The sequence below is a fragment of the Ruegeria sp. YTSC230 genome, assembly GCF_059609665.1.
Map to the genome: position 1 here is coordinate 29,489 of NZ_JBXWMC010000004.1, position 22,631 is coordinate 52,119.

General features: G+C 58.6%; 19 protein-coding genes. 5 read left to right on the plus strand and 14 right to left on the minus strand.

Annotation, left to right across the window (positions count from 1 at the left end; translation table 11 throughout):
* Positions 1-72: 72 nt before the first annotated feature.
* From AC2FD9_RS09295 to mnmH, 3 genes are all read left to right on the plus strand, one after another.
* Positions 73-1,650, plus strand: coding sequence for a bifunctional metallophosphatase/5'-nucleotidase (locus AC2FD9_RS09295; RefSeq protein WP_496836510.1), 1,578 nt, complete (start codon positions 73-75; stop codon positions 1,648-1,650).
* 140 nt (positions 1,651-1,790) lie between these two features.
* Positions 1,791-2,456, plus strand: a complete 666-nt coding sequence (locus AC2FD9_RS09300; RefSeq protein ID WP_496836512.1) for an SOS response-associated peptidase — start codon at positions 1,791-1,793, stop codon at positions 2,454-2,456.
* 42 nt (positions 2,457-2,498) lie between these two features.
* Complete coding sequence (gene mnmH / locus AC2FD9_RS09305) at positions 2,499-3,551, plus strand: tRNA 2-selenouridine(34) synthase MnmH (RefSeq protein ID WP_496836514.1); 1,053 nt, start codon at positions 2,499-2,501, stop codon at positions 3,549-3,551.
* On the opposite strand, the gene selD is transcribed toward mnmH, so the two are convergent.
* The 7 genes from selD to AC2FD9_RS09340 are packed head-to-tail and all read right to left on the minus strand — an operon-like array spanning position 3,542 to position 11,628.
* Positions 3,542-5,701 (minus strand): selenide, water dikinase SelD, encoded by a 2,160-nt coding sequence (gene selD, locus AC2FD9_RS09310; protein ID WP_496836516.1) that lies wholly within the window; start codon positions 5,699-5,701, stop codon positions 3,542-3,544. The two genes, mnmH and selD, sit on opposite strands and share 10 nt — an antisense overlap.
* A gap of 5 nt (positions 5,702-5,706) precedes the next feature.
* Positions 5,707-6,093, minus strand: a complete 387-nt coding sequence (locus AC2FD9_RS09315) for a Na+/H+ antiporter subunit G (RefSeq protein WP_472724135.1) — start codon at positions 6,091-6,093, stop codon at positions 5,707-5,709.
* Positions 6,094-6,100: 7 nt separating this feature from the next.
* The gene (locus AC2FD9_RS09320) at positions 6,101-6,370 is read right to left on the minus strand and encodes a K+/H+ antiporter subunit F (protein WP_058274196.1); all 270 of its coding nucleotides are present in this window, start codon (positions 6,368-6,370) and stop codon (positions 6,101-6,103) included.
* Positions 6,367-6,867 carry a Na+/H+ antiporter subunit E gene (locus AC2FD9_RS09325; protein WP_496836518.1) on the minus strand — a complete coding sequence of 167 codons (501 nt, stop codon included), beginning with the start codon at positions 6,865-6,867 and terminating at the stop codon, positions 6,367-6,369. Before AC2FD9_RS09325 ends, AC2FD9_RS09320 begins: the two co-directional genes overlap by 4 nt.
* Positions 6,864-8,402: a monovalent cation/H+ antiporter subunit D gene (locus AC2FD9_RS09330; protein ID WP_496836520.1), complete on the minus strand. Its 1,539-nt coding sequence runs from the start codon at positions 8,400-8,402 to the stop codon at positions 6,864-6,866. The genes AC2FD9_RS09325 and AC2FD9_RS09330 overlap by 4 nt, the downstream gene beginning before the upstream one ends.
* Positions 8,399-8,758 carry a Na+/H+ antiporter subunit C gene (locus AC2FD9_RS09335; protein ID WP_108860216.1) on the minus strand — a complete coding sequence of 120 codons (360 nt, stop codon included), beginning with the start codon at positions 8,756-8,758 and terminating at the stop codon, positions 8,399-8,401. Before AC2FD9_RS09335 ends, AC2FD9_RS09330 begins: the two co-directional genes overlap by 4 nt.
* Positions 8,758-11,628, minus strand: coding sequence for a monovalent cation/H+ antiporter subunit A (locus AC2FD9_RS09340; protein ID WP_496697038.1), 2,871 nt, complete (start codon positions 11,626-11,628; stop codon positions 8,758-8,760). The genes AC2FD9_RS09335 and AC2FD9_RS09340 overlap by 1 nt, the downstream gene beginning before the upstream one ends.
* 218 nt (positions 11,629-11,846) lie before the next feature.
* Between AC2FD9_RS09340 and AC2FD9_RS09345 the strand changes: the two genes are divergently transcribed.
* The gene (locus AC2FD9_RS09345; RefSeq protein WP_282169202.1) at positions 11,847-12,320 is read left to right on the plus strand and encodes a rhodanese-like domain-containing protein; all 474 of its coding nucleotides are present in this window, start codon (positions 11,847-11,849) and stop codon (positions 12,318-12,320) included.
* Positions 12,317-13,132: a CE1 family esterase gene (locus tag AC2FD9_RS09350; protein ID WP_496836521.1), complete on the plus strand. Its 816-nt coding sequence runs from the start codon at positions 12,317-12,319 to the stop codon at positions 13,130-13,132. Before AC2FD9_RS09345 ends, AC2FD9_RS09350 begins: the two co-directional genes overlap by 4 nt.
* Here AC2FD9_RS09350 and mdoH read toward each other — a convergent pair whose 3' ends face one another.
* The 7 genes from mdoH to AC2FD9_RS09385 all read right to left on the minus strand — a co-directional run bounded on the left by mdoH (position 13,133) and on the right by AC2FD9_RS09385 (position 22,623).
* Positions 13,133-15,001, minus strand: coding sequence for a glucans biosynthesis glucosyltransferase MdoH (mdoH, locus tag AC2FD9_RS09355; protein ID WP_496836523.1), 1,869 nt, complete (start codon positions 14,999-15,001; stop codon positions 13,133-13,135).
* A complete protein-coding gene (locus tag AC2FD9_RS09360) occupies positions 14,998-16,497 on the minus strand; it encodes an OpgD/OpgG family glucan biosynthesis protein (RefSeq protein ID WP_496836525.1) in 1,500 nt (499 codons plus the stop codon). Before AC2FD9_RS09360 ends, mdoH begins: the two co-directional genes overlap by 4 nt.
* A complete protein-coding gene (locus tag AC2FD9_RS09365) occupies positions 16,494-17,711 on the minus strand; it encodes an OpgC family protein (protein ID WP_496697028.1) in 1,218 nt (405 codons plus the stop codon). The genes AC2FD9_RS09360 and AC2FD9_RS09365 overlap by 4 nt, the downstream gene beginning before the upstream one ends.
* A 32-nt stretch (positions 17,712-17,743) precedes the next feature.
* Positions 17,744-19,114, minus strand: a complete 1,371-nt coding sequence (locus tag AC2FD9_RS09370) for a tetratricopeptide repeat protein (RefSeq protein ID WP_496836528.1) — start codon at positions 19,112-19,114, stop codon at positions 17,744-17,746.
* A 181-nt stretch (positions 19,115-19,295) separates the two neighbouring features.
* On the minus strand, positions 19,296-20,480 hold the full coding sequence (locus AC2FD9_RS09375) for a CaiB/BaiF CoA transferase family protein (protein WP_496836529.1): 1,185 nt from the start codon (positions 20,478-20,480) through the stop codon (positions 19,296-19,298).
* Complete coding sequence (locus tag AC2FD9_RS09380; RefSeq protein ID WP_109313950.1) at positions 20,467-22,086, minus strand: thiamine pyrophosphate-binding protein; 1,620 nt, start codon at positions 22,084-22,086, stop codon at positions 20,467-20,469. Before AC2FD9_RS09380 ends, AC2FD9_RS09375 begins: the two co-directional genes overlap by 14 nt.
* Positions 22,087-22,164: 78 nt before the next feature.
* The gene (locus tag AC2FD9_RS09385; RefSeq protein ID WP_496836531.1) at positions 22,165-22,623 is read right to left on the minus strand and encodes a DUF302 domain-containing protein; all 459 of its coding nucleotides are present in this window, start codon (positions 22,621-22,623) and stop codon (positions 22,165-22,167) included.
* Positions 22,624-22,631 lie beyond the last annotated feature (8 nt).

Sequence of the window (22,631 nt, forward strand, 5' to 3'; positions counted from 1 at the left end):
CCGGATTTCCCCCTTTGACTCTCGGCGTTGCGCGTCGCAACATCTCCGCAATTAACAATAGGGAGTTAAACTATGCTCACCCGTCTTTTGACATCTGCTGCGGTGCTCAGCCTGACCGCAGGCATGGCATTTGCCGAGTACAAACTGACGATTCTGCACACCAACGATTTCCACTCGCGTTTTGAGCCGATCAACAAATACGACAGCGGTTGCGGTGATGAAGACAATGCCGAAGGCAAGTGCTTTGGCGGTTCCGCGCGCTTGGTCACTGCGGTCGAGGAGGCACGTGGCCGTGCCGAAAACTCGATTCTGGTTGATGGCGGAGACCAGTTTCAGGGATCGCTGTTCTATACTTATTACAAGGGCAAGGTCGCGGCCGAGTTCATGAACAAGCTGGGCTACAACGCGATGACGGTGGGTAACCACGAATTCGACGACGGCCCCGAGGTTCTGCGCGGCTTTATCGACTCGGTCGATTTCCTGGTTCTAATGTCCAATGCGGATGTTGCGGACGAAGAGTTGCTGACCGACAAGATCAAGAAATCGACCGTAATCGAAGTTGGCGGCGAAAAGATCGGCCTGATCGGCCTGACACCTATCGACACTGATGAGCTTGCCTCGCCCGGTCCGAATATCTCGTTCTCGGACCCGGTGCCTGCGGTTCAGGCTGAGGTGGATAAGCTGACCGGTGAAGGCGTCAACAAGATCATCGTTCTCAGCCACTCGGGCTACGGTGTGGATCAGCGCGTTGCGCAGGAAACCACCGGAGTTGACGTGATCGTAGGTGGCCACTCGAACACATACCTGTCGAACACCTCGGACAAGGCCGCCGGCCCGTACCCGACCGTGGTAAACGGCGTGCAGATCGTTCAGGCCTATGCCTACGGCAAATTTCTGGGTGAGCTGAATGTGACCTTTGACGATGACGGCAACGTGGTCGAGGCTGCTGGCGAGCCGCTGATCATGGACAACACAGTCACCGAGGATCAGGCCGCTTTGGATCGTATTGCCGAGCTGGCCGTGCCATTGGATGAAATCCGCAACAAAGTGGTTGCAAACTCTGCCGATGCCATCGAAGGCGACCGCGCTATTTGCCGTGTTCAGGAATGCCAGATGGGCAACCTTGTGGCCGACGCAATGTTGGCACGCGTCGCGGATCAGGGCGTTAAGATTGCGATTGCCAACTCGGGCGGTCTGCGGGCTTCGATCGATCCGGGCGACGTGACCATGGGCGAAGTGCTGACCGTGCTGCCGTTCCAGAACACGCTGTCGACCTTCGAGATCAGCGGCCAGGGCGTCATCGATGCGCTGGAAAACGGCGTCAGCCAGGTGGAAGAGGTCAAAGGCCGCTTTCCGCAGGTTGCTGGCCTGACCTTCACCTGGGACCCGGCCGTTGCGCCGAACGAAGGGCGTATCGCTGAGGTCATGGTTGCCGACGGAGACGGGTTTGTTCCCATCGATCCGGCCGCGACTTATCTGGTGGTCACCAACAACTACGTCCGCAATGGCGGTGACGGCTACAAGATGTTCTCGGGTGACGACAAAAACGCCTATGACTTTGGCCCCGATCTGGCCGATGTAACGGCAGAATATCTTGCCGAAAACGCGCCCTACACGCCTTATCTGGATGGGCGGATCAAGCAGAAGTAAATCTGTTTCGATAAACAAACCAAAAGGCCGCGTTTGACGCGGCCTTTTCAGTCTTATGGTCAGAAACGGCTTGATGGTGTTCCACTCGGTATCGGCGCGGGCGACATTAACCTACAATTTCTGAAAAAGGGACAAGGCCTATGTGCGGACGGTTTGCCGTAACACTTCCCAACGATGCAATGGCGCAGCTTTTTTCGGCGCGCCCGGCTAATACTTTGCCTGCGGTGCCGAATTTCAACGTCTGCCCGACCAATCAGGTGCATGTGGTGCGCGCGGGGGAAACCGGGCGCACGCTTGACCCGCTGCGCTGGGGGTTTTTGCCCCATTGGTACAAGGCCGAAAACGCAGGACCTCTGTTGATCAACGCGCGGGCGGAAACGCTTGCCGAAAAGCCCGCCTTTCGTGCCGCGTGCCGGGAACGCCGCTGCCTGATCGCCGCGACGGGGTTCTATGAATGGACCAAGACGGAACAAGGCGACCGGTTACCGTGGTACATTTTTCGTCAGGACAACGCACCGATTGCCTTTGCCGGTGTTTGGCAGGATTGGGGGCCTGAAGATGCGCGGCAGGGCACCTGCGCCATCGTCACGACGCCGGCCAACCGTCACCTGAGCGCGATCCATCATCGCATGCCTTTGATTCTGGAACCCGATGACTGGCCGCTGTGGCTGGGGGAGGCCGGAAAGGGGGCCGCGCGTCTGATGCAGCCAGGGGACGAAGATGTCCTCAGCTATCATCGCGTCAGCCCGACCGTGAATTCGAACCGCGCCAGCGGGCCGGAATTGATTGAACCGATCGAAATTTAGCCCTGCCTTTTCATTCACGGCTTTGCGGGATAGACCTCTGACATGGTTCTGAAATTCAACAGTTTGCCCGATCTATATGCGCATGAATTTGACACGGTGATCGACGTGCGCAGCCCGGCGGAATTTGCCGAGGACCATCTTCCTGGTGCCATCAGCCTTCCCGTTTTGGACAACGAGGAACGCGCCCGTGTCGGCACGATCTATGTTCAGGAAAGCCCATTTTTGGCGCGCAAACTGGGGGCCGCGCTGGTGTTTCGGAATGCGGCCAATCACATCGAGAACAGCCTGTCCCATCATGAAGGAGCATGGCGACCTTTGGTGTATTGCTGGCGCGGTGGGCAAAGATCGGGCTCGTTCACATGGATGCTGCAACAGATCGGCTGGCGCGCCGAAGTGGTCGAGGGTGGCTATCGCACCTATCGCCGCTTGGTGAAGCGGTATCTTTATGATGACCCGCTGCCGCATCGCCTGATCGCGCTGGACGGATATACCGGCACGGCGAAGACCGAACTATTAGTGCATCTTGCTGCTCGCGGCGTTCAGGTTCTGGATCTAGAGGGGCTGGCCAACCACCGTGGGTCCTTGCTGGGTGATATGCCCGGTGGACAACCCAGCCAAAAGGCGTTCGAGTCTGCCCTATCGTCTGTGCTGTGCCGTCTGGACATGTCGCGCCCCGTGGTGGTCGAGGCGGAGTCGTCCAAAATCGGGTCTCTGATCCTGCCGCCGACGCTTTGGGCGGCTTTGCGCCAAGCCCCGCGCATCCAGATCACAGCCTCCGTTCAGGCGCGTTCGGACTACTTGGTATCCGCCTATGATGACGTTCTGTCGGACTCTGACCGCCTGCGCGACCGCCTTTCCCCGCTGCGGTTTCACCGCGGGCATGACGTGGTGGACGGTTGGCTGGACATGATTGACGCTGGTGACAAACGCGCACTGACTCAGGCTTTGATCGAGCAGCACTATGATCCTGCATATGCCAAATCTGCCCGAGTGCGCAGTTCAGACGTTATAGCGAATATCCATGCGTCGGCGCTGGATCATGCTGGCTTGTCTGTAACAGCAGCGCAGATCGAAGCTATTCTGGATCAGGTTTGAACCCGAAGCCCCGGTGCATCGGTCATGTGCCCAATGATAACGGCAGGATATCCCGCTTCGCGCAAAGCTTCGCAAATCACCCGCGCCTGATCTGCAGGTATCGCGGCCAGTAAGCCTCCGGCAGTCTGAGGATCATACAGCAGGTCAGTTTTACCGCCCGTCGGTAATTCGGGCGTAATCGCGCGATTGTCCTCGAACAGCGTTGAGTTGATGCCCTGCGCGCTCAGTTCCAAAGCGCCATCCATCACCGGAACTGCCTCCAGATCCAGGGTGGCACCGCAACCCGAAGCCTCGGTCATGCCCAGCAGGTGTCCAGCCAGACCAAATCCCGTTACATCGGTCATCGCATGTGCGCCTGCCAATATTTCTGAAGCCCTGCCTTGTGGCTGCACCATATGTGCAAGGGCCGCCGCAACCCATTCGCCCTTTGCTGCGCCCGCCATTTCTGCCGCCATCAGAACGCCGCTGCCCAACGGTTTGGTCAGGATCAGGGCATCCCCGATTCTGGCGCCGGTCAGTGTGATCGGGTCGGCGTCGCACAGACCGGTCAGGGTGAACCCGATCGTCATCTCGTCACCCATCGAGCTGTGGCCGCCGACAATCTCGGCCCCGGCGTCACGGATGACGTCGCTGGCCGTGGCCATGATCTCGGCCATGGTGCGACGCTGAAGGGTTGGCGACATGCGGGGCAGGATGATCGTCGCCGTGGCGGCCTGTGGGCAGGCCCCCATGGCCCAGATATCCCCGAGCGCGTGAACCGCTGCAATGCGTGTCATCAAAGCGGGATCGTCCACGAAGCCGCGCAGATGGTCCGAGGTCATGACCTGCCGGGCACCCCCGGTCTGCAACAGGGCGGCATCATCGCCGGGCAGTGGTGTCACATCCGCACGAACAGGGGTGGGCAGATCGGCAAGCGCGGATTGCAGCGCGCCGCGCCCAACCTTGGCACCACAGCCCCCGCACATGGGTTTGTCGCCCAAGGCTTCGGTCAAACCAGCCGCGTGATGGCGGGGCAAGGACGGAGGCTTCATCTGCGGCAGGTTGCGAAACTTGTCCATAAAGCTTTGGTCGATGTGGTTTTTCCATTTCCACATCAACGGCCCGCTGAACGAGGTCCCCAGCCGTTCCCCCAATGCAGACTTGCCGCCTAATGAAATCAGCTTGAGGTAATCTTTTTGCGGCTCATACCGACGCGCAACACCTGACCCTAAGGCGGCCCTTAGGTTTTGGTACAATACGGGGGCCTCGCGCACCGCGTAAACGCCGGCTTTGGGGCGGGGGTTTTCTGTCAGATGTGCGCAATCACCCGCCGCAAAAATGGCAGGGTCGCTGGACTGCAATTGAGCGTTGACGCGGATGAAGCCATCCTGAAGATCCAGCCCTGTTTTCGCGATCCAGTCATAAGGTTTTGCACCGGCTGCGCCGGTCACAAAGCTGGCCAGGATTTGGCGGCCATCCTCTAGTGCGACGTGATCCTGAGCGATGTGCGAAACAGATGCCCGTTCGATCACTTCGATGCCCAGATCAGCCATTGCCTTGCGAATGGTCTGCGCGGACTTGGGGTGGGTCGCTGTCAGGGCATGCGCGTTGTCAATCAGGGTCAGATGCGCGGTGCGCCCGTTGGTGCGCAAGGCAAAGGCCATAGCCATGATGAGCTCAGCCCCGGCCACCCCACCGCCGATCACCGCGACCGTGGCATCACCTGATCCTTCCAGGTACTCTGCCCATCTGGCAGCAAACGGACCCAGCGGTTTGGCAGGAACGGCATGATGGTCAAAGCCGGGCAGGGCGGGCATTTCCGATGTAATCCCCACATTGACCGATGCTACATCAAACGCCACCGGGGGACGGTCTGGCACATGAACCTCGCGCCGGTCTGGGTCGATGCCGGAAACCGCGCCCAGAATGAAACGCGCGCCGGCAAAGCGGGCCAGTTTGATCAGATCTATGTTCAAGTCCTGACGAGCGTAGTGCCCGGCGACAAAGCCCGGCAGCATTCCCGAATATGGCGCGGTGGGGCCGGGGTTGATCACCGTCACCCGCGCGCCGGGCAGGGGATTCATGCCCCACTTGCGCAGCAACAGCGCATGGGTGTGACCGCCGCCGATTAGAACCAGATCGCGGGTTAGGGGCAGCGGTGGGTGGTGCATCAAACTCAGGACTTGCTGTGATCAGGGACGTCTTCGACTTGCTCAACCGCGTGCGTGGCCCAAAGTTCATCCTCGCCCGCATCCGGCAGATCGCTGGGTTTTTCATGACGGTGAATGTGCCATTTGGCAATGAACAGGGCTGTGATCGGCGCCGTCAGGAACAGGAACAGGGTTATCAGAAGTTCGTGCAGCGACAGGTGCTGTTCGATCAGAACCGAGTGGCAGATCGATGCCAGCAACACACCACCCACGCCCAGGGTCGTCGCCTTGGTGGGTGCGTGCAGGCGGGACATCGGGTCTTTCAGCTTGATCATGCCATAGGACCCGACAAAGCCGAAGATACCTGAGACAACCAGGAAGAAGGCGATCAGAAGTTCTACGATGAAACCCATTCCACCCTCACTCGATGATATTGCCACGCAGCATGAAGCGCGCGTAGGCAACCGTTGAGACAAAGCCCAGCATGGCAATGATCATGGCGGATTCAAAGAACACTTCGGTTCCCAGAGTCAGACCATATAGGATCAACAGCGCGATCGTGTTGATGACCATCGTATCCAGCGCAAGAACGCGGGTGCCGACGCCGTCTGCGGTGATGATCCGCCAAAGGCACATCATAATGGCCGCTCCGAAGCAGGCGAATGCAAAGGCGATTGCAATGTCGATCATTCGAAAATCTCCTTCAGGCGACGCTCATAGCGGCTTTTGATCTGGTCGCGCACTGCATCAGGATCGGGGGCGTCCAGACAATGCACAAGAAGATTATGCCCCTGCGCAGACAGATCGCTGCTGACGGTTCCGGGGGTCATGGTGATCGTACCCGCCAGCACTGTGATCGCCTCGGGCGTGCGCAATTCCAGAGGCACACAGATCCAGGCCGGCTGACGATCTGCGTCGCGTTTGAACAGGATAATCCGGGCAACGGTGATGTTCGCGATCACGATGTCCCAAAGCACAACCAGGATGTATTCAACGACCATGGGCCAATTGCGCAGCTTTGGGCGGTCAGGCCAGTAGGGCTGTGTGATGAAGGGAATGATGATGCCCAGGATCAGGCCAAAGACCAGCGAATTCAGGGTCATGTTGTTGGCCAGCAGGACCCACACGATGGTCAGCAGGAACGTCAGATGCGGGTGCGGGAATATCCGGTGCAGAAGTCTGATCATGTGTCGCCTCCCAATACGGCTGCGATGTAATCTTCGGGTGTGAACAATTGCTCGGCCGTCTTATTGGTATACTCCAGCGCAGGCCCGGCAAACAGGGTCAGCAGCACAAGGCCGATCGCCATGGCAAATACGGCTGTGAAAGCCAGGCCGGGGTTGGGCTCGGGCGCTGGCGCGGTTTCTTCTTCGTTTTCAGGGTCCATTTCCGTGTTGTGTTGGGCATCATGGCTTTTCCAGAAGATCAACGAGCCCGCTCGGGCAAGGCCAACAATAGTCACGAAGGAACCGATCAGGATTACGGCCCAGATGGCGTTTGCATCCGGTGCGTCCCGTGCGGCGTCCAGCACCAGCAACTTGCCGACAAAACCCGATAGCGGCGGCATGCCCGCCAGTGCAATGGCACCCACAAAGAACAGAGCCGATATCAGACCCGTTTGCGGCATTGGTGCAGTTGGGGCAATCGCGCCGCCCCGGCGTTCCATCACCAGATCGGCAACCAGGAACATAAGCGCAGTGGCCAAGGTGGAATGATACACGTAATACAGTGCCGCCGCTGTGGCCGTTTCCGTGAACAGCGAGATCGCAATCAACAACGTTCCCATCGAGGTGATGGCACAGAACGCCACCATACGCGCAATATGCTGTGTGCCGAGAATGCCGATGGCACCAACGGCCAGCGTCACCAAAGCGGCGGGTTGTAACCAAGCGCCAACAAGGCCCTGCGTTGCCTCAACCTCTGGCCCGAAGCCCAGCGTGTACATCCGCAGGATAGAGTAGGCGCCGACCTTGGTCATGATCGCAAACAGGGCTGCCACTGGCATGGGGGCACTGGCGTAGCTCGCAGGTAGCCAGAAGTGCAGTGGCAACACAGCGGCTTTGATGCAAAACACCAGCAGCAGCAAAACCGCACCAACCCGCAGCAGGGCGGTGTCATCCGCTGGTAATTCGGCCACTCGCAAGGCCAAGTCGGCCATGTTCAACGTTCCGGTCACAGCATAAAGCGTGCCTAAAGCAAACAGGAAAAGGGTGGACCCCAGCAGGTTATAGGCCACATATTGCACCCCGGCTTTCAACCGTACTGCACCGCCCCCATGCGTCATCAGGCCATAGGACGCGATCAACAGAACTTCGAAGAACACGAACAGGTTAAAGGCATCACCGGTCAGGAATGCGCCGCAGACTCCCATCAGTTGAAAGTGGAACAGGGCGTGAAAATGTTTACCCCGATCGTCCCAGCCTGAGGCGATAGCATAAAGCACGATCGGCAAAGCCAACAGTGCAGTCAGAAGCACCATCATGGCCGATAGTCGGTCCAGCACCAGAACGATGCCAAAGGGCGCAGGCCAGTTGCCCAGTTCGTAGACCTGAATATCGCCACCTGCGGCCTGTGCGGTGATAGTCAGGGCAATACCAATTAGGGCCACCACCCCAGCGACCGAAAAGATGCGCTGCAGGTCCAGGTGAAAGCGCAGGACCATAATGATGAACGGGGCCAGGATCGCGGGCAGGACGATTGGCGCAACGATCCAATGGTTCATGCGTCTTCTCCCGGCGCGTCAACGCTGTCATGGGCGTTCATGTCGATATGGTCATCCTTGGAGGACAGGTAGGCGCTGAGTGCGATCATCACTATCACAGCGGTCATTCCGAACGAGATCACGATGGCCGTCAGCACCAAAGCCTGCGGCAGCGGATCGGTATAGGGCACCTCTTTGTATTTGTTCAAAACGGCAGGCGCGTCCAAAGCCAATCGGCCCGTTGCGAACAGGAACACGTTCACGGCGTAAGTCAGCAGAGACAGACCCAGAATGACAGGGAAGGTCCGGCGGCGCAGGATCAGGAATATCCCGGCAGCAGTCATGACGCCAACGGCAGAGGCTACGAGCGCTTCCATCAGACCTGCTCCTTGTTTTCTTCTTCTTGCGGCGGATTATCCCGCAATGGGTTGATATCCATCGGGAATTCCTGCGCCATGCCCGGTTGCCACGCGAACCTGGACAGGCTGTCCAGCGCCAGCATCACCGCCCCCAGAACAGCCAGGAAGACGCCGGTGTCGAACAGGATGGCGGTGGCCCATTCGAACTCTTCCAGCGGTGGCCAGTGAATATAGCCAAAATCGCTGGTCAGGAACGGACGATCGTTAAACCACGCACCCAGACCAGTAGCGGCGGCAATCAGCACGCCCCAGCCGATGGAGCCATGGTAGTAGAACCTCTGGCGTTCGATGGCCCAAGTATAACCGCTGGCCATGTATTGCATCAGGAAGGCGATCGCGACGACAAGGCCCGCGATGAAGCCTCCGCCCGGCTGATTGTGGCCGCGGAAAAAGATATAAGCCCCGACCATCAGCGCGATGGGCATCATCATTCGGGTCACGACCACCATCATCAACGGATGCGAGTCCCCCGACTGTGGCCAATGCGGTTTCCGGTTCAGCAGGTAGCTGCGGACATTGGTGCCCAGAACTGCCTCGGTCAGGGCAAAGATGATAAGCGCGGCAATACCCAGAACGATGATTTCGCCAAAGGTATCAAAGCCCCTGAAGTCCACGAGGATGACGTTGACCACATTGGTGCCGCCACCACCTTTGTAAGAATTCGCCAGATGGAATTCCGAAATCGTCGGAAAGGCAAAATCCCGCAGCAGCAGCGCATAGATCAGCGCGCCCGAACCAATGCCCGCCACGACTGAAATAGCCGCGTCGCGCCAGCGGCGCGCGGCGCTGCTGTCCCAGGGCGTATCCGTGGGCAGGAAATTCAGCGACAGCAGCAGCAGGATCATCGTGACCACTTCGACCGAGATCTGCGTCAGCGCCAGATCCGGGGCGGACAGATAATTGAATGCCATCGAAACGATCAGGCCGACAACACCAATCAGCACCAGCGACAACAGGCGATTGCGGTGGAACCACATAATCGCCAGCGTTGCACCGACAAGGCAGATCCATCCGATAAGCGGAATAATCTGAATGGGCAGCGCCTCCCGCGTTTCGGGTCCAATCGTGCCGGTTGTATAGGCATAATAACCCAGCGCGAGGGTGAAACCGATCATAACGATCGCGTAACGGCTGAGGACGCCGTTATGCAAAGTATCGGTGATCAACCGACTGAGTTTTGTCAGCACGCCAATCACAGTGTCAAAGATCACCTTGGCCTCGGGACGCGGCAAAGCATTCCAGATTTTCTCTTCATGCCGATGCAAGCTTAGCAGGAACAGACCGCCCAGTGTCGCGACCACGGACATATAGAGGGCAGGCGTAAAGCCGTGCCACAATTTCAGCGAATAATACGGCAGCTTCTCACCGCCAATGACCGCGCTGGACACAACAGCGACCAATGGGCCCACGATGGCGGCAGAGTTCAGCCCGATCAGTACCACCAGCACGACAAGGAAGGCAGGCGCCAACCATAGACCGACGGGTGGATCATGCGGATGGGCCGGGTAATCATGCCGCTCCGGGCCCAGGAACACGTGGCTGACAAACCGGAAGGAATAGGCCGCTGAAAACAGCGCCGCCAACAATGCCAGACCCGGCACAAGATAATGAGAGTGCAGCCATGTGGTGTGAACGGTCTCTTCCAGCATCATTTCCTTGGACAGGAACCCGTTCAGGGGCGGTATGCCCGCCATCGACAGCGCAGCGATTGTGCCAATCGTAAAGGTGATCGGCATCAGATGACGCAGACCACCCAGACGTTTGATATCCCGCGTACCGGTTTCGTGATCCACGATCCCTGCGGTCATGAACAGCGCAGCCTTGAACGTGGCGTGGTTGATGATGTGAAATATCGCGGCTACGGCGGCGATCTTTGTGCCAAAGCCCAGCAACATGGTGACCAACCCCAGATGCGACACGGTCGAAAACGCCAGAAGGGCCTTGAGGTCATCCTTGAACAGAGCGATCACCGCGCCCATCAGCATGGTGATAAGTCCAGTTGTGGCAACAATGTAGAACCAAGCGTCGGTGCCGGCCAAAACGGGCCACATCCGGGCCATCAGGAACAACCCGGCCTTCACCATGGTGGCCGAGTGCAGGTAGGCAGAAACCGGTGTCGGGGCCGCCATGGCGTGGGGCAGCCAGAAATGGAATGGGAATTGCGCCGACTTGGTAAAGCAACCTAGCAGGATCAGGATCAACGCGGGCAGGTAATAGGGTGACGCCTGGATCAGCTCTTTGTTCTGCAAAATTACGCTTAGGTCATAAGACCCGACGATATTGCCCAGGATCAGCATCCCGGCGATCATCGCCAACCCGCCAGAGCCGGTCACTGCAAGCGCCATCCGCGCACCTTGACGTCCTTCGGGCAGGTGTTTCCAATATCCGATCAACAGGAAGGAGCTAAGCGACGTGAGTTCCCAAAAGATAAGCAAAAGCAGTATGTTGTCGGACAGAACAATCCCGACCATCGCGCCCTGAAACAGCAGAAGATAGGTGTAAAACTGCCCCATCGGGTCCTCGCGCGACAGGTAAAATCGTGCGTAGAGGATGATAAGTAACCCGATACCAAGTATCAGCAAGGCAAACAAAAATCCCAAGCCATCCAGCATGAAATTTGCGTTCAATCCAAGGGCTGGTATCCACTCGAACCGGGCTGTCACAACATCGCCTCGCATCACAGACGGGATGTGGATCAACAGACCCATCAGCGCCAGAAATGTGGTCAACCCAGCAGCAGAAGCAGCTGCATTTCGTCCTGCCCTGATCAGAAGAGCTGGAAAAACAGCGCCGAGAAAAGGAAGGGCCGCGATGAGGAATAGGGACAAGTGCGATACTCCGTTCTGGGCGGTCAAGTAGTACTGATTTTGTAAGGATAATTTTCTTACTGTCCAGCTAATACAACTCATTTGCCGCGCGCCAACACAGCAAGGCTGCGGCTTTTGCCTGCAAAAATGACGTGAACTTGAACTGCCAGGATAAATTCGGCGCGGATTCCAAATCTGCGCTGTGATAGAAACCCGGTGTCAGGTCAGGAGGGTGCGACGTGGCCCGAAACTTAAACCGATCCCGCAGGTGGATCTTGATTGGAGGCTGTGCCGCAGTGGCGGGGGGATTTGCGATACGCGAATACCGGCTTATTCCGCCTGACTATGCGGGACGGCAACTTAGCGTGCAGGATGCGCATAGGCAGGCCGTGGCCGGAGACGTGTTGTTGCTGGACATTCGCACCCCGAAAGAGTGGCAGTCCACTGGGATAGGAGAGGGCGCGAAATATTTGGACATGCGCCGTGACGATTTCATTCCCGCTCTGACGCAGCTCGTCAAAGGTGACAAGGGCGCGGCAATTGCGTTGATCTGTGCGCGGGGCGTGCGTTCGGCGCGGTTGAGCAACCGGCTGACCGAGGCAGGATTTACGAATATTATTGATGTGCCCGAAGGCATGTTGGGGTCGGCCGCTGGGCCGGGATGGGTACGCGCCGGATTGCCGGTTCGCGACTACGACAGGAGTGCAGTATGATCCGGGAATTAACACTGGCAACGGGTTTGGCGCTGGTCGGGCAGTCGGGGCTGGCCGCCTGTGCCGATCTGGAGGGTATGTGCGAAACCGCCTCAGGCGGATACCATATCGAATTGCCCGAGGATGAGAACCCGCCACTGGTGGTGTTTCTGCACGGCTATGGTGGCACCGCCACCGGTACTTTGAAAAACCGTGGCATGGTGGAACCGCTGCTAGCGCGCGGCTACGCTGTAATGGCGCCAGAAGGGTCGGAGCGCAACGGGCGACAAAGCTGGAACTTCTTTCCGGGTTGGGAAGGACGCGATGAAACCGCCTTTTTGACCGAGGCGGTTGAGGATGCCGCGGATCGGTTTGGCGTGGATACGGACCGGGTCGTTCTGGGCGGGTTCTCGGCGGGCGCGTTCATGGTCTACTACCTTGCCTGCGCCGCGCCCGATACGTTCTCGGCCTATGTGCCCGTTTCAGGTGGGTTCTGGCGCCCTGATCCTGAATCTTGCGATGGCCCGGTTCGGATGTTCCACACTCATGGCTGGACGGACAACGTGGTGCCGCTGGAAGGGCGCTTGTTGGGCGGTGGCCGATTTCATCAGGGCGATATCTTTGCCGGACTTGAGATTTGGCGCGTTGCAAATGGATGTGTCGATACCAAGCCCAGCGGGTTCTCGAACACCGGCTCTTTCATGCGCCGATATTGGAGCGGATGTGACGACGGCAGCGCGCTGGAGTTTGCGCTGTTTCCCGATGGTCACATGGTGCCCAAAGGCTGGGCCGATATGATGATCGATTGGTACGAAGGTTTGCCGGGTGGGTGATCACTCGGCCGGAGTCATCACGCCCTTACCCTCGATCACTTTCTTCAGCTCATCCCTGTAGCGACGGGCCGAGCGTGTGATTGCGGGCTCGTTATAGTCCTCTTTCATGCCAACCATACGGCGGGCTGCTCCGGCCGATACGCCACTGAGCGCGGACAAAGGAATCGCAAAGGCAAGGCTGATCGCAATCGGGGCCAACCAGACTGATACAAGACCGGACAGGATGCCCACGCTAAGGGCCGCGCCGCTGATCGTTTCGACCGTGTGGCAAAGGATCAGCGTGCGCAGACCATAGCTGCCGCCATCCCGCGCCTGTGGGGACCAACCCTTTTGGATACCAAAGGTGGTGCGAATGACGGCGATCATCTGTTGCACCATCAGAATGGGGGCGTAGAGGATCGACAGAACAACCTCGGCCAGGAATGAGGTCAGGAACTTGCGCCCGCCACCGAATTCGGCATAGCGCACTCCGCTGAGTGGCAGGGCCAGAACACCCAAGACCTTTGGCGCAAGCAGCATCGCATACATGACCAGAATGATCAGCACATGGCGGGTTTCCGTCATCTCAGGCCATTGCGGGAACATTGGATTGTCAGGGCTGAAATAATGCAAGACCGAGGCATCCTCACCCTGACCGATCAGCGCCCACATCACCAGCAGCGCAAACCAAAGCGGCGACATCAGATATCCGACTGCGCCGTGGAACATGTGGAACCGTGACACCGACTGGAACCCGGCTGAGCCCAACAGTTTCAGGTGCTGCAAATTGCCCTGACACCAGCGCCTGTCGCGCAGGGCGTGATCTATCAGTGTCGGCGGCGTTTCTTCATAAGACCCGCGAATGCGGGGCAGGAACCGCACGCCCCAACCGGCCCGACGCAGCAGACCGGCCTCGACGAAGTCATGGCTCATGATCAGTTTTTCCCGACCGTTCAGTGCTCGCAGTTTCGGCAAACCCGCACAGTTGGCGAATGCTTGGGTGCGGATAATGGCGTTATGCCCCCAATAGTTGCCTTCCTGTCCGCACCAGCGCGCAAGCCCTTCGGCAAAAGCAATGCCATAGACGCCATTGGCGAACTGCTGCATCCGTGCAAAGACTGATTGTGCCCCGATCAGCTGAGGATAGCTCTGAATCAAACCTGCGCCGGGGTCCCGGGCCAATGCGTCGGTCAAACGGGCGATGGCGCGACCGGTCATCAGACTGTCGGCATCCAATACCAGCATGGCATCCCACTCGGCACCCCAGCGGCTGACCCAGTCGGCGATGTTGCCAACCTTGCGGTCGGTGTTTTGTTCGCGACGGCGGTAATACAGTTCCAGCCCGGGGGCGAGGGTGGTGCGCAGCGCCTCGACACTGGCTTGTTCCTGTGCGGCGATCTCTGGGTCGCGCGTGTCCGAGAGGATGAACATGGCATAGTGATGCTGCCCACCGCGCGCCTGCAAGTCTTCAAGCATGGTCCGGGCATTGCCCAGCACGTTCCAGGGCACCTCGTTGTACACTGGTGTCAACAGGGCGACACGCAACGGTTGGGCGCGACCCTGACGTACGGGACGCTCCTGCCGGGACAGGGAGACCATGCCCAGCAACACAGTGCAGACCGTGAAGGAGATCCAGAAGAAGTTGAACGAGATCAGCGCCAGAAGGATGGCCTCAATCAGGTTGATGCCTTCGGCGTCGAACCAGTCCGTCATTACCCATAGCAGGCCCAGCGTCGCCGCCATTGCGGGCGAAAACGCCAGCGCACGCCAGAACCCGGCCGAGGGACGTTTGGCATCAGGAACCTGTGCATCCCGAAACCCTGCGCTGAAATCCTGCGCAGGCATGGCCAGAGGCGTCTCAGACGGCATGATATGAAGGTCTCTGGTCATGAGGTCCAACGGTAAAGCCAGACCTCAGAGGCTGGCTGTTTGTCTTTCAGCAACTGCGCGCGCAATTCGACATGGTCGCGGTCGCCGGGCTCGAACGAAAACGCCAGCCGCAAACCGCCTGTGTCGGGGTTGCGTTGCAGCACACCTTCGGATGTTTCGGCATGCGGCGAGTCCACGAAAATGGTCATCGCCTCTGGGTCGTCGAACAGCTCGCTTTCTTCAAAATCGATGACGGCCAGACGCCCTTCACCAAACGTGTTGTCACCCATCGCGGTGTTGATCACGCGCGCCATCGGTGTGCGCTGGGGCTCATCCCCCCAGATCAGGCGATAGGACAGGTCGACCTGGCTGCCAGCCGTATAGGGTTCGGCAGGGCGCCAGTAGGCAACGATGTTATCGTAGATTTCCTGATCCGCCGGAATTTCAACCAGCGTGACGGCACCTTTGCCCCAATCCGCACCGGGTTCGACCCACAGGCTGGGGCGCTTGTGGTAATTCGCCTCAAGATCCGCGTAATCCGAGAATTCACGCTTGCGCTGCAACAGGCCAAAGCCGCGCGGGTTGGTGTCGACGAACGACGAAATCTGCAGGCGGGTTGGGTTCGCCAATGGCCGCCACAGAACCTCTCCAGCACCGTTGCGCACCAACAGACCATCGCTGTCGTGTACGGCAGGGCGGAAGTCGTCGAACCGGCTGTGGTTGGTCTGATCGAACAGGAACATCGACGTGCCGGGGGCGATACCCACATGCGTCAGCTCTTCGCGTGGGAACAGCGTGGCTTCGATATCCATCACGCAGTCCGCACCGGCGGTGATATTGAACCGATACGCACCGGTCACGCTGGGGCTGTCCATCAGCGCATGGACGACCATGTCGCGCTGGCCGGGTTTTGGGCGCTCCAGCCAGAAGCGGATGAATTCAGGGAATTCCTCTCCATCCGGGTCGCCGGTTTTGAGTGCCAGACCACGGGCCGAAAGGCCATAAACCTCATGCAGGCCAATAGCGCGGAAATAGCTGGCACCTTGCCAGACGCAGAACTCGTCGGTCTTGCCGGGACGGTGCATTTCGGTGCGCAGACGCAGGCCGGAAAAGCCCAGCGTGTCGTCTATCGGCAGTTCCGGGACATCCTCGGATTTGTCGAACATCTCCAGATCGAATGCGACCGGAGTGGTCATCCCGTTTTCGACGGTTTCGACTTTAACAGTGCGCGGGAAGTACAGGCCAGGCGTAAAGAAATCGACGTTAAAGGGTGTTTCGGTTTCGTACCACAGCGCGCGGTCTAGCCGGAACCGGATCGAGCGGTATTGCTGATATGTCAGATCCTGCCATTCCTGCGGCACCATCTCGCGTTCCGCATAAGGCCGGCTGGCCAGATCGCGGGCCATCTCAATGACGACATTGCGGTCAAATGGGACCTCACCGCCGGTGGCGAAGGTCGCGGGCGCAAATGCAAGCGCCGACGTTGAGACCAGAAATGCGCGACGTGTAAAATTCATTTCTTAGACTTCCAAGGTTGTGACTTAAACCAAGCGGCCATGTATGCCACGCCGATGATCATCGCAAAGCCAATCATGTTGGCGACGAAAACACTGGCAACATCTCGCCCACTCAGGTCCAGACCGACGCCGATAAGTCGTGCTGCAGCCATCGAAAATACGAACACGGCCAATGATTGTTGCCCAACTTTAGTGATGACGGTCAGCAGGAACTGCCAGACTTTGGCCGCGGTACCCTGACCGGTTGCAATCAGGCGATGCCCATGTTCCCCGGCGACAACCCAGCCCAGATAGGCGAGTGACAGGAAATGCAGATAGCGGAACAGGCCAAAATCGGTTTTGTCGCGGAACTCTTTCGTCACGGGCCAGACCTTGCGGATTTCGTCAGCCAGATCGGGGGCCGCTGCGTTGATCCATGTGAATACCTTCCACGAACCAAAGGGCATCGAGAAGATCAGGAACAGTGCTGCCGCCCAGATCAAGGTTTTCGATACCGGGGGGGCAGGTATCCAGCCGCGCATGAAGGCGAAACCAGTAAAGAACAGCAGTTGCCAGCCAAAGGGGTTGAAGAACCACTGCCGCTCAGACCACGGTTCGGCTGGGAGGTCCAGAATGTCGGTCTGTGCGACCAGCCAGATCGCGACGGATGTCCCAGCGACGGCCCAGAAACCGAACCGGTAGAGGCCCATAAACATGGGCATCATTGCCAGAACCACCAGATACATCGGCAGGATGTCGAAATAGTTCGGAACATAGGTCAGCGTGAACAAACCCACGATCTGAGGCGCAGGATCGTTGAAGAAGTGCTGCAGGTTTAAAGACGAAACGTAGGTCTTTTCGAACAGCCCTGATTGATCCAGCGCCGCCATTGACATGGCGACAAAGAAGAACAGGCAGATATGCGCCCAGTAGACCTGCCAGATACGGAACGACACGCGGGCCGTTCCAATCCACCACCCCTTGCGCAGGAACGCTCCGCCAAAGGCAATCGCCGACGCCATGCCCGAGCAGAACACGAAAATCTCGGTCGCGTCCGAGAATCCAAACCGCGCGGGAATCCACTTGGCCCATGGATCGTTCGGGATATGTGCGATCAGGATGATGAACATCGCGATGCCGCGATAGAAATCCAGGCGCGGGTCGCGCGTGCGGGCAGGGGCCGCCGCAGAGGCAGCCACTGGCGCAAAATCAGAAGCGGGCGAAACTGTCGCCATACGTATTCTGTCCTTCTTGGTCTTAGTTTTTGTTATTCAGCCGGGACGCTTTGTGCGTCTCCGTTGTCGCGTGCCGCATCGATCAATGTGCGGCGCGCAAGAGCGTAATTGTCTTCGCCCCCGGCTCTTTTGGCGCGACGGTCATCCAGGATGCGCTCGACAGCATCCAGACGGCCGGCGCGCAGGCCGGAATCAATTGTGATGCGCTCGAATACATCACGTTGGGCGTGGCTTCCACCTGCCAGTTGCATACCTGCTCGGGCGTTCGATAAAAAGTCGAAGGCGTCGCCGTAAAGGCCTTCGCCAAAGGCTTCAAGTCCTTTGGCGGCCGCAATACCCGGATCGGACATGCGGATCGGAGTGTCCCCCTGATTGCGCTGCGCATCTTTCTGAATACGCTGCAACATCTTGCTGGTCGCCTCAGGGCGATTGTCGCCGGTCAGGGCCAGAAGATAGTGAAGATCGGCAAAGATCAGACAACCATCTTCGGTCCGCGCTGCACTGAGATCCGCCAGTTCTTCCCAGCGGTTGCCCACATTGACGCCCTCAAGCTCAAGCCGTGACAGCAGGGACGTGGCGTTCGAGATATCGCGGTAGTCGTCGGTTTTGTCCTGACGGATGTAATTGTCATACAGCTCCATCACCTGATCGACCTGACCCAGATCCAGATGCATCAGCGCCTTGTGCCACCAGACGTGATAGCGGAAGTTGTTGCAGTGGGTCCAAGCCTCTTCGCGTCCTGCCAACCAATCAAGGCCCAGCTGCGCGTTGCCTGTCATCTCATGCACGTGTGCAACGGCGTGCAGACCCCAGGCATCGTCCGACACCATCCACAGCGCCTGCCGACCTGCGATTTCGGCCTTTTCGTAGGCACCGGTTTCTTCCAACGCAAAGGAATGACAGCCCAGCAAATACCCACGACCTGCATGATCGGGTTCGTACGCCGGCAGAATCCGCTCGATCGACCGGCGCATGCCTTCCGAGTCGCCAAGCACAAATCGTGTCGCGTGGCTGAGTTTCATTGCCAGCGAGTCTTGTGGGTGGTCGCGCAGAATCTCTTCGAATTTTTGTATGGCTTGCGTGGGCAGGTCAGCCAGATACAGACCCAGCGCTTCGACATACAGTCGCTCGCGCGCTGAGACCGGCTGGCGTTGCATGGCACCGTTGGCGGCTGCCATCGCTTCGACGGCGACCGGCATCATCTCGCGACGGCCCAACAGGACCATGAACAAGCCTTTGATTGCATGACCCAGGGCAAAATCGGGTTCAAGCTCCAGAACTTTGCCAAGATGCTGCGGCGTCACGGCGGCATGGGCCATGAACCCAAGCAGAACACCATCCCAGGCCTCGGCACTTGCCGGGTGGCTGAGAGTGTTCATCTGTCCGAAAACGTCTTGCTTCATGTTCATGTTCCGATCCAATCGAGAATATCTACATCACCTGATGTAGCAGAGACTCTGGGTGGGTCGTATCAGTATCGGCCCTGCTCTCGAATTGGTGAAATGCCGTGTGGGCAAAAATTGAAAAAAACCGCCGATTCAATGGCATGTTTCAGCAACATGCCGCCGAAATGGGCAGAGTGTTTCAATCGTCAAAGGGGTTTTCAGCGCGCAAAACGGCCTGCGTATCGGCCCCAAAGACGGGCGGAGCAGCCCGATATGTTACAGGTGTGCGCGACAGTTTCAGCGGATTCCCGATCAGTTGAACGTCACCCGGTGCGGCCTGCATCGCGATCTGCATCTGGCGGGCTTCGACCTGATCGGTTGAAAAAACCTGATCCAAAGTCTGTACTGGACCAACCGGAACCTTGCGGGCTTCGAGCTGCTCAATCATGGTCTCTGAAGTATGGGTCTTCACCACCGGACGCAGCACGGCGTTTAACGCGTCACGATTTTCCAGCCTAGCTGGGTTGGTGGCGAAACGTGGGTCATCCGCCAGATCGGGGTGATCGATGAATTCGCAGAACCGGCGGAACTGACTGTCATTTCCGACGGCCAGAATGACGTGGCCATCGGCGGTTTCATAAACGTCATAGGGCACGATGTTCGGATGCCCGTTGCCGCGCCGTTGGGGCACGGTGCCCGAGGTTAGATAGTTCGCACCTTCGTTGATTAGCCACGCGATCTGCGCATCTACCAGCGCCAGATCAATCTGCTGGCCTTCGCCGGTCTGATCGCGGTGGCGCAGGGCGGCTAGAATGCCGACACTTGCGTACATTCCGCACATCACATCGGCGATGCCAACGCCCACCTTCATCGGCGCGCCATTGGGTTCGCCTGTCAGCGACATGATCCCGCCGTACCCCTGCGCCATCAGGTCATAGCCCGGCTTGGACGCGTTCGGCCCGGTCTGGCCGTAACCCGAGATCGAGCAATAGACGAGGCTGGGAAAGTCTTGCGACAACGTGGCGTAGTCCAGACCGTATTTCGCCAATCCGCCGGGTTTGAAGTTCTCGATCAGAATGTCCGCATGCGAGGCCAACCGTTTGATTTCAGATTGCCCCTCGGTCGTGGTGATGTCGATAGCCACGGATTTCTTGTTGCGGTTGGCCGACATGAAATAAGCGCTTAGATCGGACCGGTTGCCTTGCGCATCTTCGACGTAAGGAGGGCCCCACTGGCGGGTGTCATCCCCGCCAGTCGCGGGGTTTTCGATCTTGATCACGCTGGCCCCCAGATCGCCCAGCAACTGCGTGCAGGTCGGTCCGGCCAAAATGCGACTGAGGTCCAGGATTTTGACGCCCTTCAGCGGTCCTTCAGATCCGGCCATCATAGCCCCCACGGTCAATTTCTGCGGCAATCACGGTGAATGAGTTGGCTTTCATCGCCTCATTCAGGGCATTGCGCAGTTCCTCGCGGTTGCGAACGGTGTGACCTTTACCGCCAAACGCCCGGCCCATGGCTGCAAAGTCGTGATGGTCGAAATCCACGCCCCTGTTGCCCATCTGGCGCTGGCGCTGTTTCAGCTCGATCAGCGCAAGGCTGGCATCGACAAAGACAAGAAAGATCGGGTTTCCGCCCATTTCGGCGGCAGTCGACAGCTCTCCGGCTACCATCAGGAACCCGGCGTCGCCGGAAAAACTGATGACTGGGCGGTCCGGTTCGGCCAGTTTCATGCCAATCGCCATTGGTACGGCGCAGCCCATGGTACACAGCGCCGAGGACTGGATCAGTCCGCGTTCCTCGGAACAATCCCACATCTGACTCAGCAAGATACGATGCGCGCCACTGTCGGCTGTAGCCAGTGTTTCGGCAGGCAGGGTTGCACGGGTTTCGGCGATGACAGCGGCGGGGCCCCATTCCTCATCGGTCGGGAACGCCTCAGCCAGCGCGGTTTTGACCCGTGTGGGTTCGCCGTCCGGCCACGTTTCGCGGGCAGGGTTGCCCTTTGCCATGGCCTCCAACGTGGCACCCGTATCGGCGACCATATTCAGGCTGGCCTGATGCATATAGTGGTCATTGACCACAGCCGAGATGTCGATGACTCGCTTTTCTTCAGGGTCCCAGACCTCGCGCCAGCCGGGGCGCATCTCGATCGGGTCGTAGCCAAGGCACAAGACCAGATCGGCCTGTTCAACCAGCGGCAAAAGGTGTTTGTCGGCCAGCGGTGACAATCCGGCCCCGCCAAGGCAAAGGGGGTGATCTTCGGGCACAACTCCCTTGGCTTTGTAGGTGGTTACAAAGGGGATGCCGAAATGTTCCAGAAACGCCTGCACAACATTGCGCGATCCGTCATACAGCACGTCCAGCCCCACAATCGCAATGGGACGTTCCGCGTCAGCCACCCAACGGCGCGCTTTCTCCAGGCAATTGCCCTCGGGCGCGACGGCGGCAGCCTTGACCAGTCGCCGCTTCTTGACGCTGGATACGCACATATCCGCAACCGAGATCGGAATATCGATATGCACGGGTCCGGGGCGCGGCTGGTTGGCCAGCGATACGGCCTTGTCTGCCACGATATCCGCGCCCTGTGCCGTCAGTTTAAAGGTTCCTTTGGTGATCGAGCGATAGACCTGTGCGTGATCCATAACCTGATGGGTATAGGTCAGCGCTTCATCCGCATCGACGCAACCGGTCAGCACGATCATCGGCACCCGGTCCTGCAAAGCGTTCGCGACCACGTTGATCCCGTTCATCGCACCGGGGCCAAGCGTCGCCACCAGAATGGCAGGCGCGCCGTCGCGGTGATGCACGGCTTCGGCCATGAATCCGGCGGCGTTTTCGTGCTTGGTCAGGTGAAAGGTGATCCCCGCCTGTTCCAGCGCATCCACCAACGTCAGAACCTCGCCACCGGGCATACCAAAGGCATGGCGGCATCCGGCCTCGTAAAGTCTTTGGGCCAAAAGGTCCGCAGCGCGGGGCGAAAGGTCCTGCATTAGTTATGCTCCGAAATAATACGTCATTGCAGATTGCGGAGGACGCGTCCGGACGCAAGCAGGTTCACGGCAGTGTGACTAATTGACTGCGGATTCCGCCACTGCCTGAAACTTTTCATCCAGTTCCGCCGCAATTTCTTGCAGTGGCTCACCGCCTTGCTTGGCATAGGGGGCAAAGACGTGGCTTGGGGTTTTGTAGGACAAAGTCGCCGTGCCATCCGCATTCTCGGTCACGTAGAACCGGATGGGCGCTTCGATCATTGCGTTGACCGAGGTTTCCAGAACCCGCACCGCGTAGTCGTTGTTAAAGGCACCGATTACCAAGTTTCCGGGAATAATGATGCCACGGGCCGCCGCCGCCTTGGTGGGCCCGGCCTGCGTTACAACAATCAGACCATTTTCTTTGACAGCGGCCTTCGTATCCGCGACCAAAGCATCATGGCTTTTGTCGGTGAAGTGAACGGCCCAGCCCGGCAGCGGTTCTTGCGCCAGCGCGGGAAGGGCCAGCAAACACAGTACGGTCGAAATAGCCTTCATCGTGCTGT

What these genes read in the sequence shown, in the direction of transcription:
- AC2FD9_RS09380 (WP_109313950.1), bottom strand. Translation starts at nt 22,086, where the DNA reads ATGCAGGACCTTTCGCCCCGCGCTGCGGACCTTTTGGCCCAAAGACTT.
- AC2FD9_RS09330 (WP_496836520.1), bottom strand. Translation starts at nt 8,402, where the DNA reads ATGAACCATTGGATCGTTGCGCCAATCGTCCTGCCCGCGATCCTGGCC.
- AC2FD9_RS09320 (WP_058274196.1), bottom strand. Translation starts at nt 6,370, where the DNA reads ATGATCGACATTGCAATCGCCTTTGCATTCGCCTGCTTCGGAGCGGCC.
- AC2FD9_RS09370 (WP_496836528.1), bottom strand. Translation starts at nt 19,114, where the DNA reads ATGAAGCAAGACGTTTTCGGACAGATGAACACTCTCAGCCACCCGGCA.
- AC2FD9_RS09335 (WP_108860216.1), bottom strand. Translation starts at nt 8,758, where the DNA reads ATGGAAGCGCTCGTAGCCTCTGCCGTTGGCGTCATGACTGCTGCCGGG.
- AC2FD9_RS09385 (WP_496836531.1), bottom strand. Translation starts at nt 22,623, where the DNA reads ATGAAGGCTATTTCGACCGTACTGTGTTTGCTGGCCCTTCCCGCGCTG.
- mnmH (WP_496836514.1), top strand. Translation starts at nt 2,499, where the DNA reads ATGGTTCTGAAATTCAACAGTTTGCCCGATCTATATGCGCATGAATTT.
- AC2FD9_RS09325 (WP_496836518.1), bottom strand. Translation starts at nt 6,867, where the DNA reads ATGATCAGACTTCTGCACCGGATATTCCCGCACCCGCATCTGACGTTC.
- AC2FD9_RS09295 (WP_496836510.1), top strand. Translation starts at nt 73, where the DNA reads ATGCTCACCCGTCTTTTGACATCTGCTGCGGTGCTCAGCCTGACCGCA.
- selD (WP_496836516.1), bottom strand. Translation starts at nt 5,701, where the DNA reads ATGCACCACCCACCGCTGCCCCTAACCCGCGATCTGGTTCTAATCGGC.
- AC2FD9_RS09375 (WP_496836529.1), bottom strand. Translation starts at nt 20,480, where the DNA reads ATGGCCGGATCTGAAGGACCGCTGAAGGGCGTCAAAATCCTGGACCTC.
- mdoH (WP_496836523.1), bottom strand. Translation starts at nt 15,001, where the DNA reads ATGACCAGAGACCTTCATATCATGCCGTCTGAGACGCCTCTGGCCATG.
- AC2FD9_RS09315 (WP_472724135.1), bottom strand. Translation starts at nt 6,093, where the DNA reads ATGGGTTTCATCGTAGAACTTCTGATCGCCTTCTTCCTGGTTGTCTCA.
- AC2FD9_RS09360 (WP_496836525.1), bottom strand. Translation starts at nt 16,497, where the DNA reads ATGAATTTTACACGTCGCGCATTTCTGGTCTCAACGTCGGCGCTTGCA.
- AC2FD9_RS09300 (WP_496836512.1), top strand. Translation starts at nt 1,791, where the DNA reads ATGTGCGGACGGTTTGCCGTAACACTTCCCAACGATGCAATGGCGCAG.
- AC2FD9_RS09365 (WP_496697028.1), bottom strand. Translation starts at nt 17,711, where the DNA reads ATGGCGACAGTTTCGCCCGCTTCTGATTTTGCGCCAGTGGCTGCCTCT.
- AC2FD9_RS09350 (WP_496836521.1), top strand. Translation starts at nt 12,317, where the DNA reads ATGATCCGGGAATTAACACTGGCAACGGGTTTGGCGCTGGTCGGGCAG.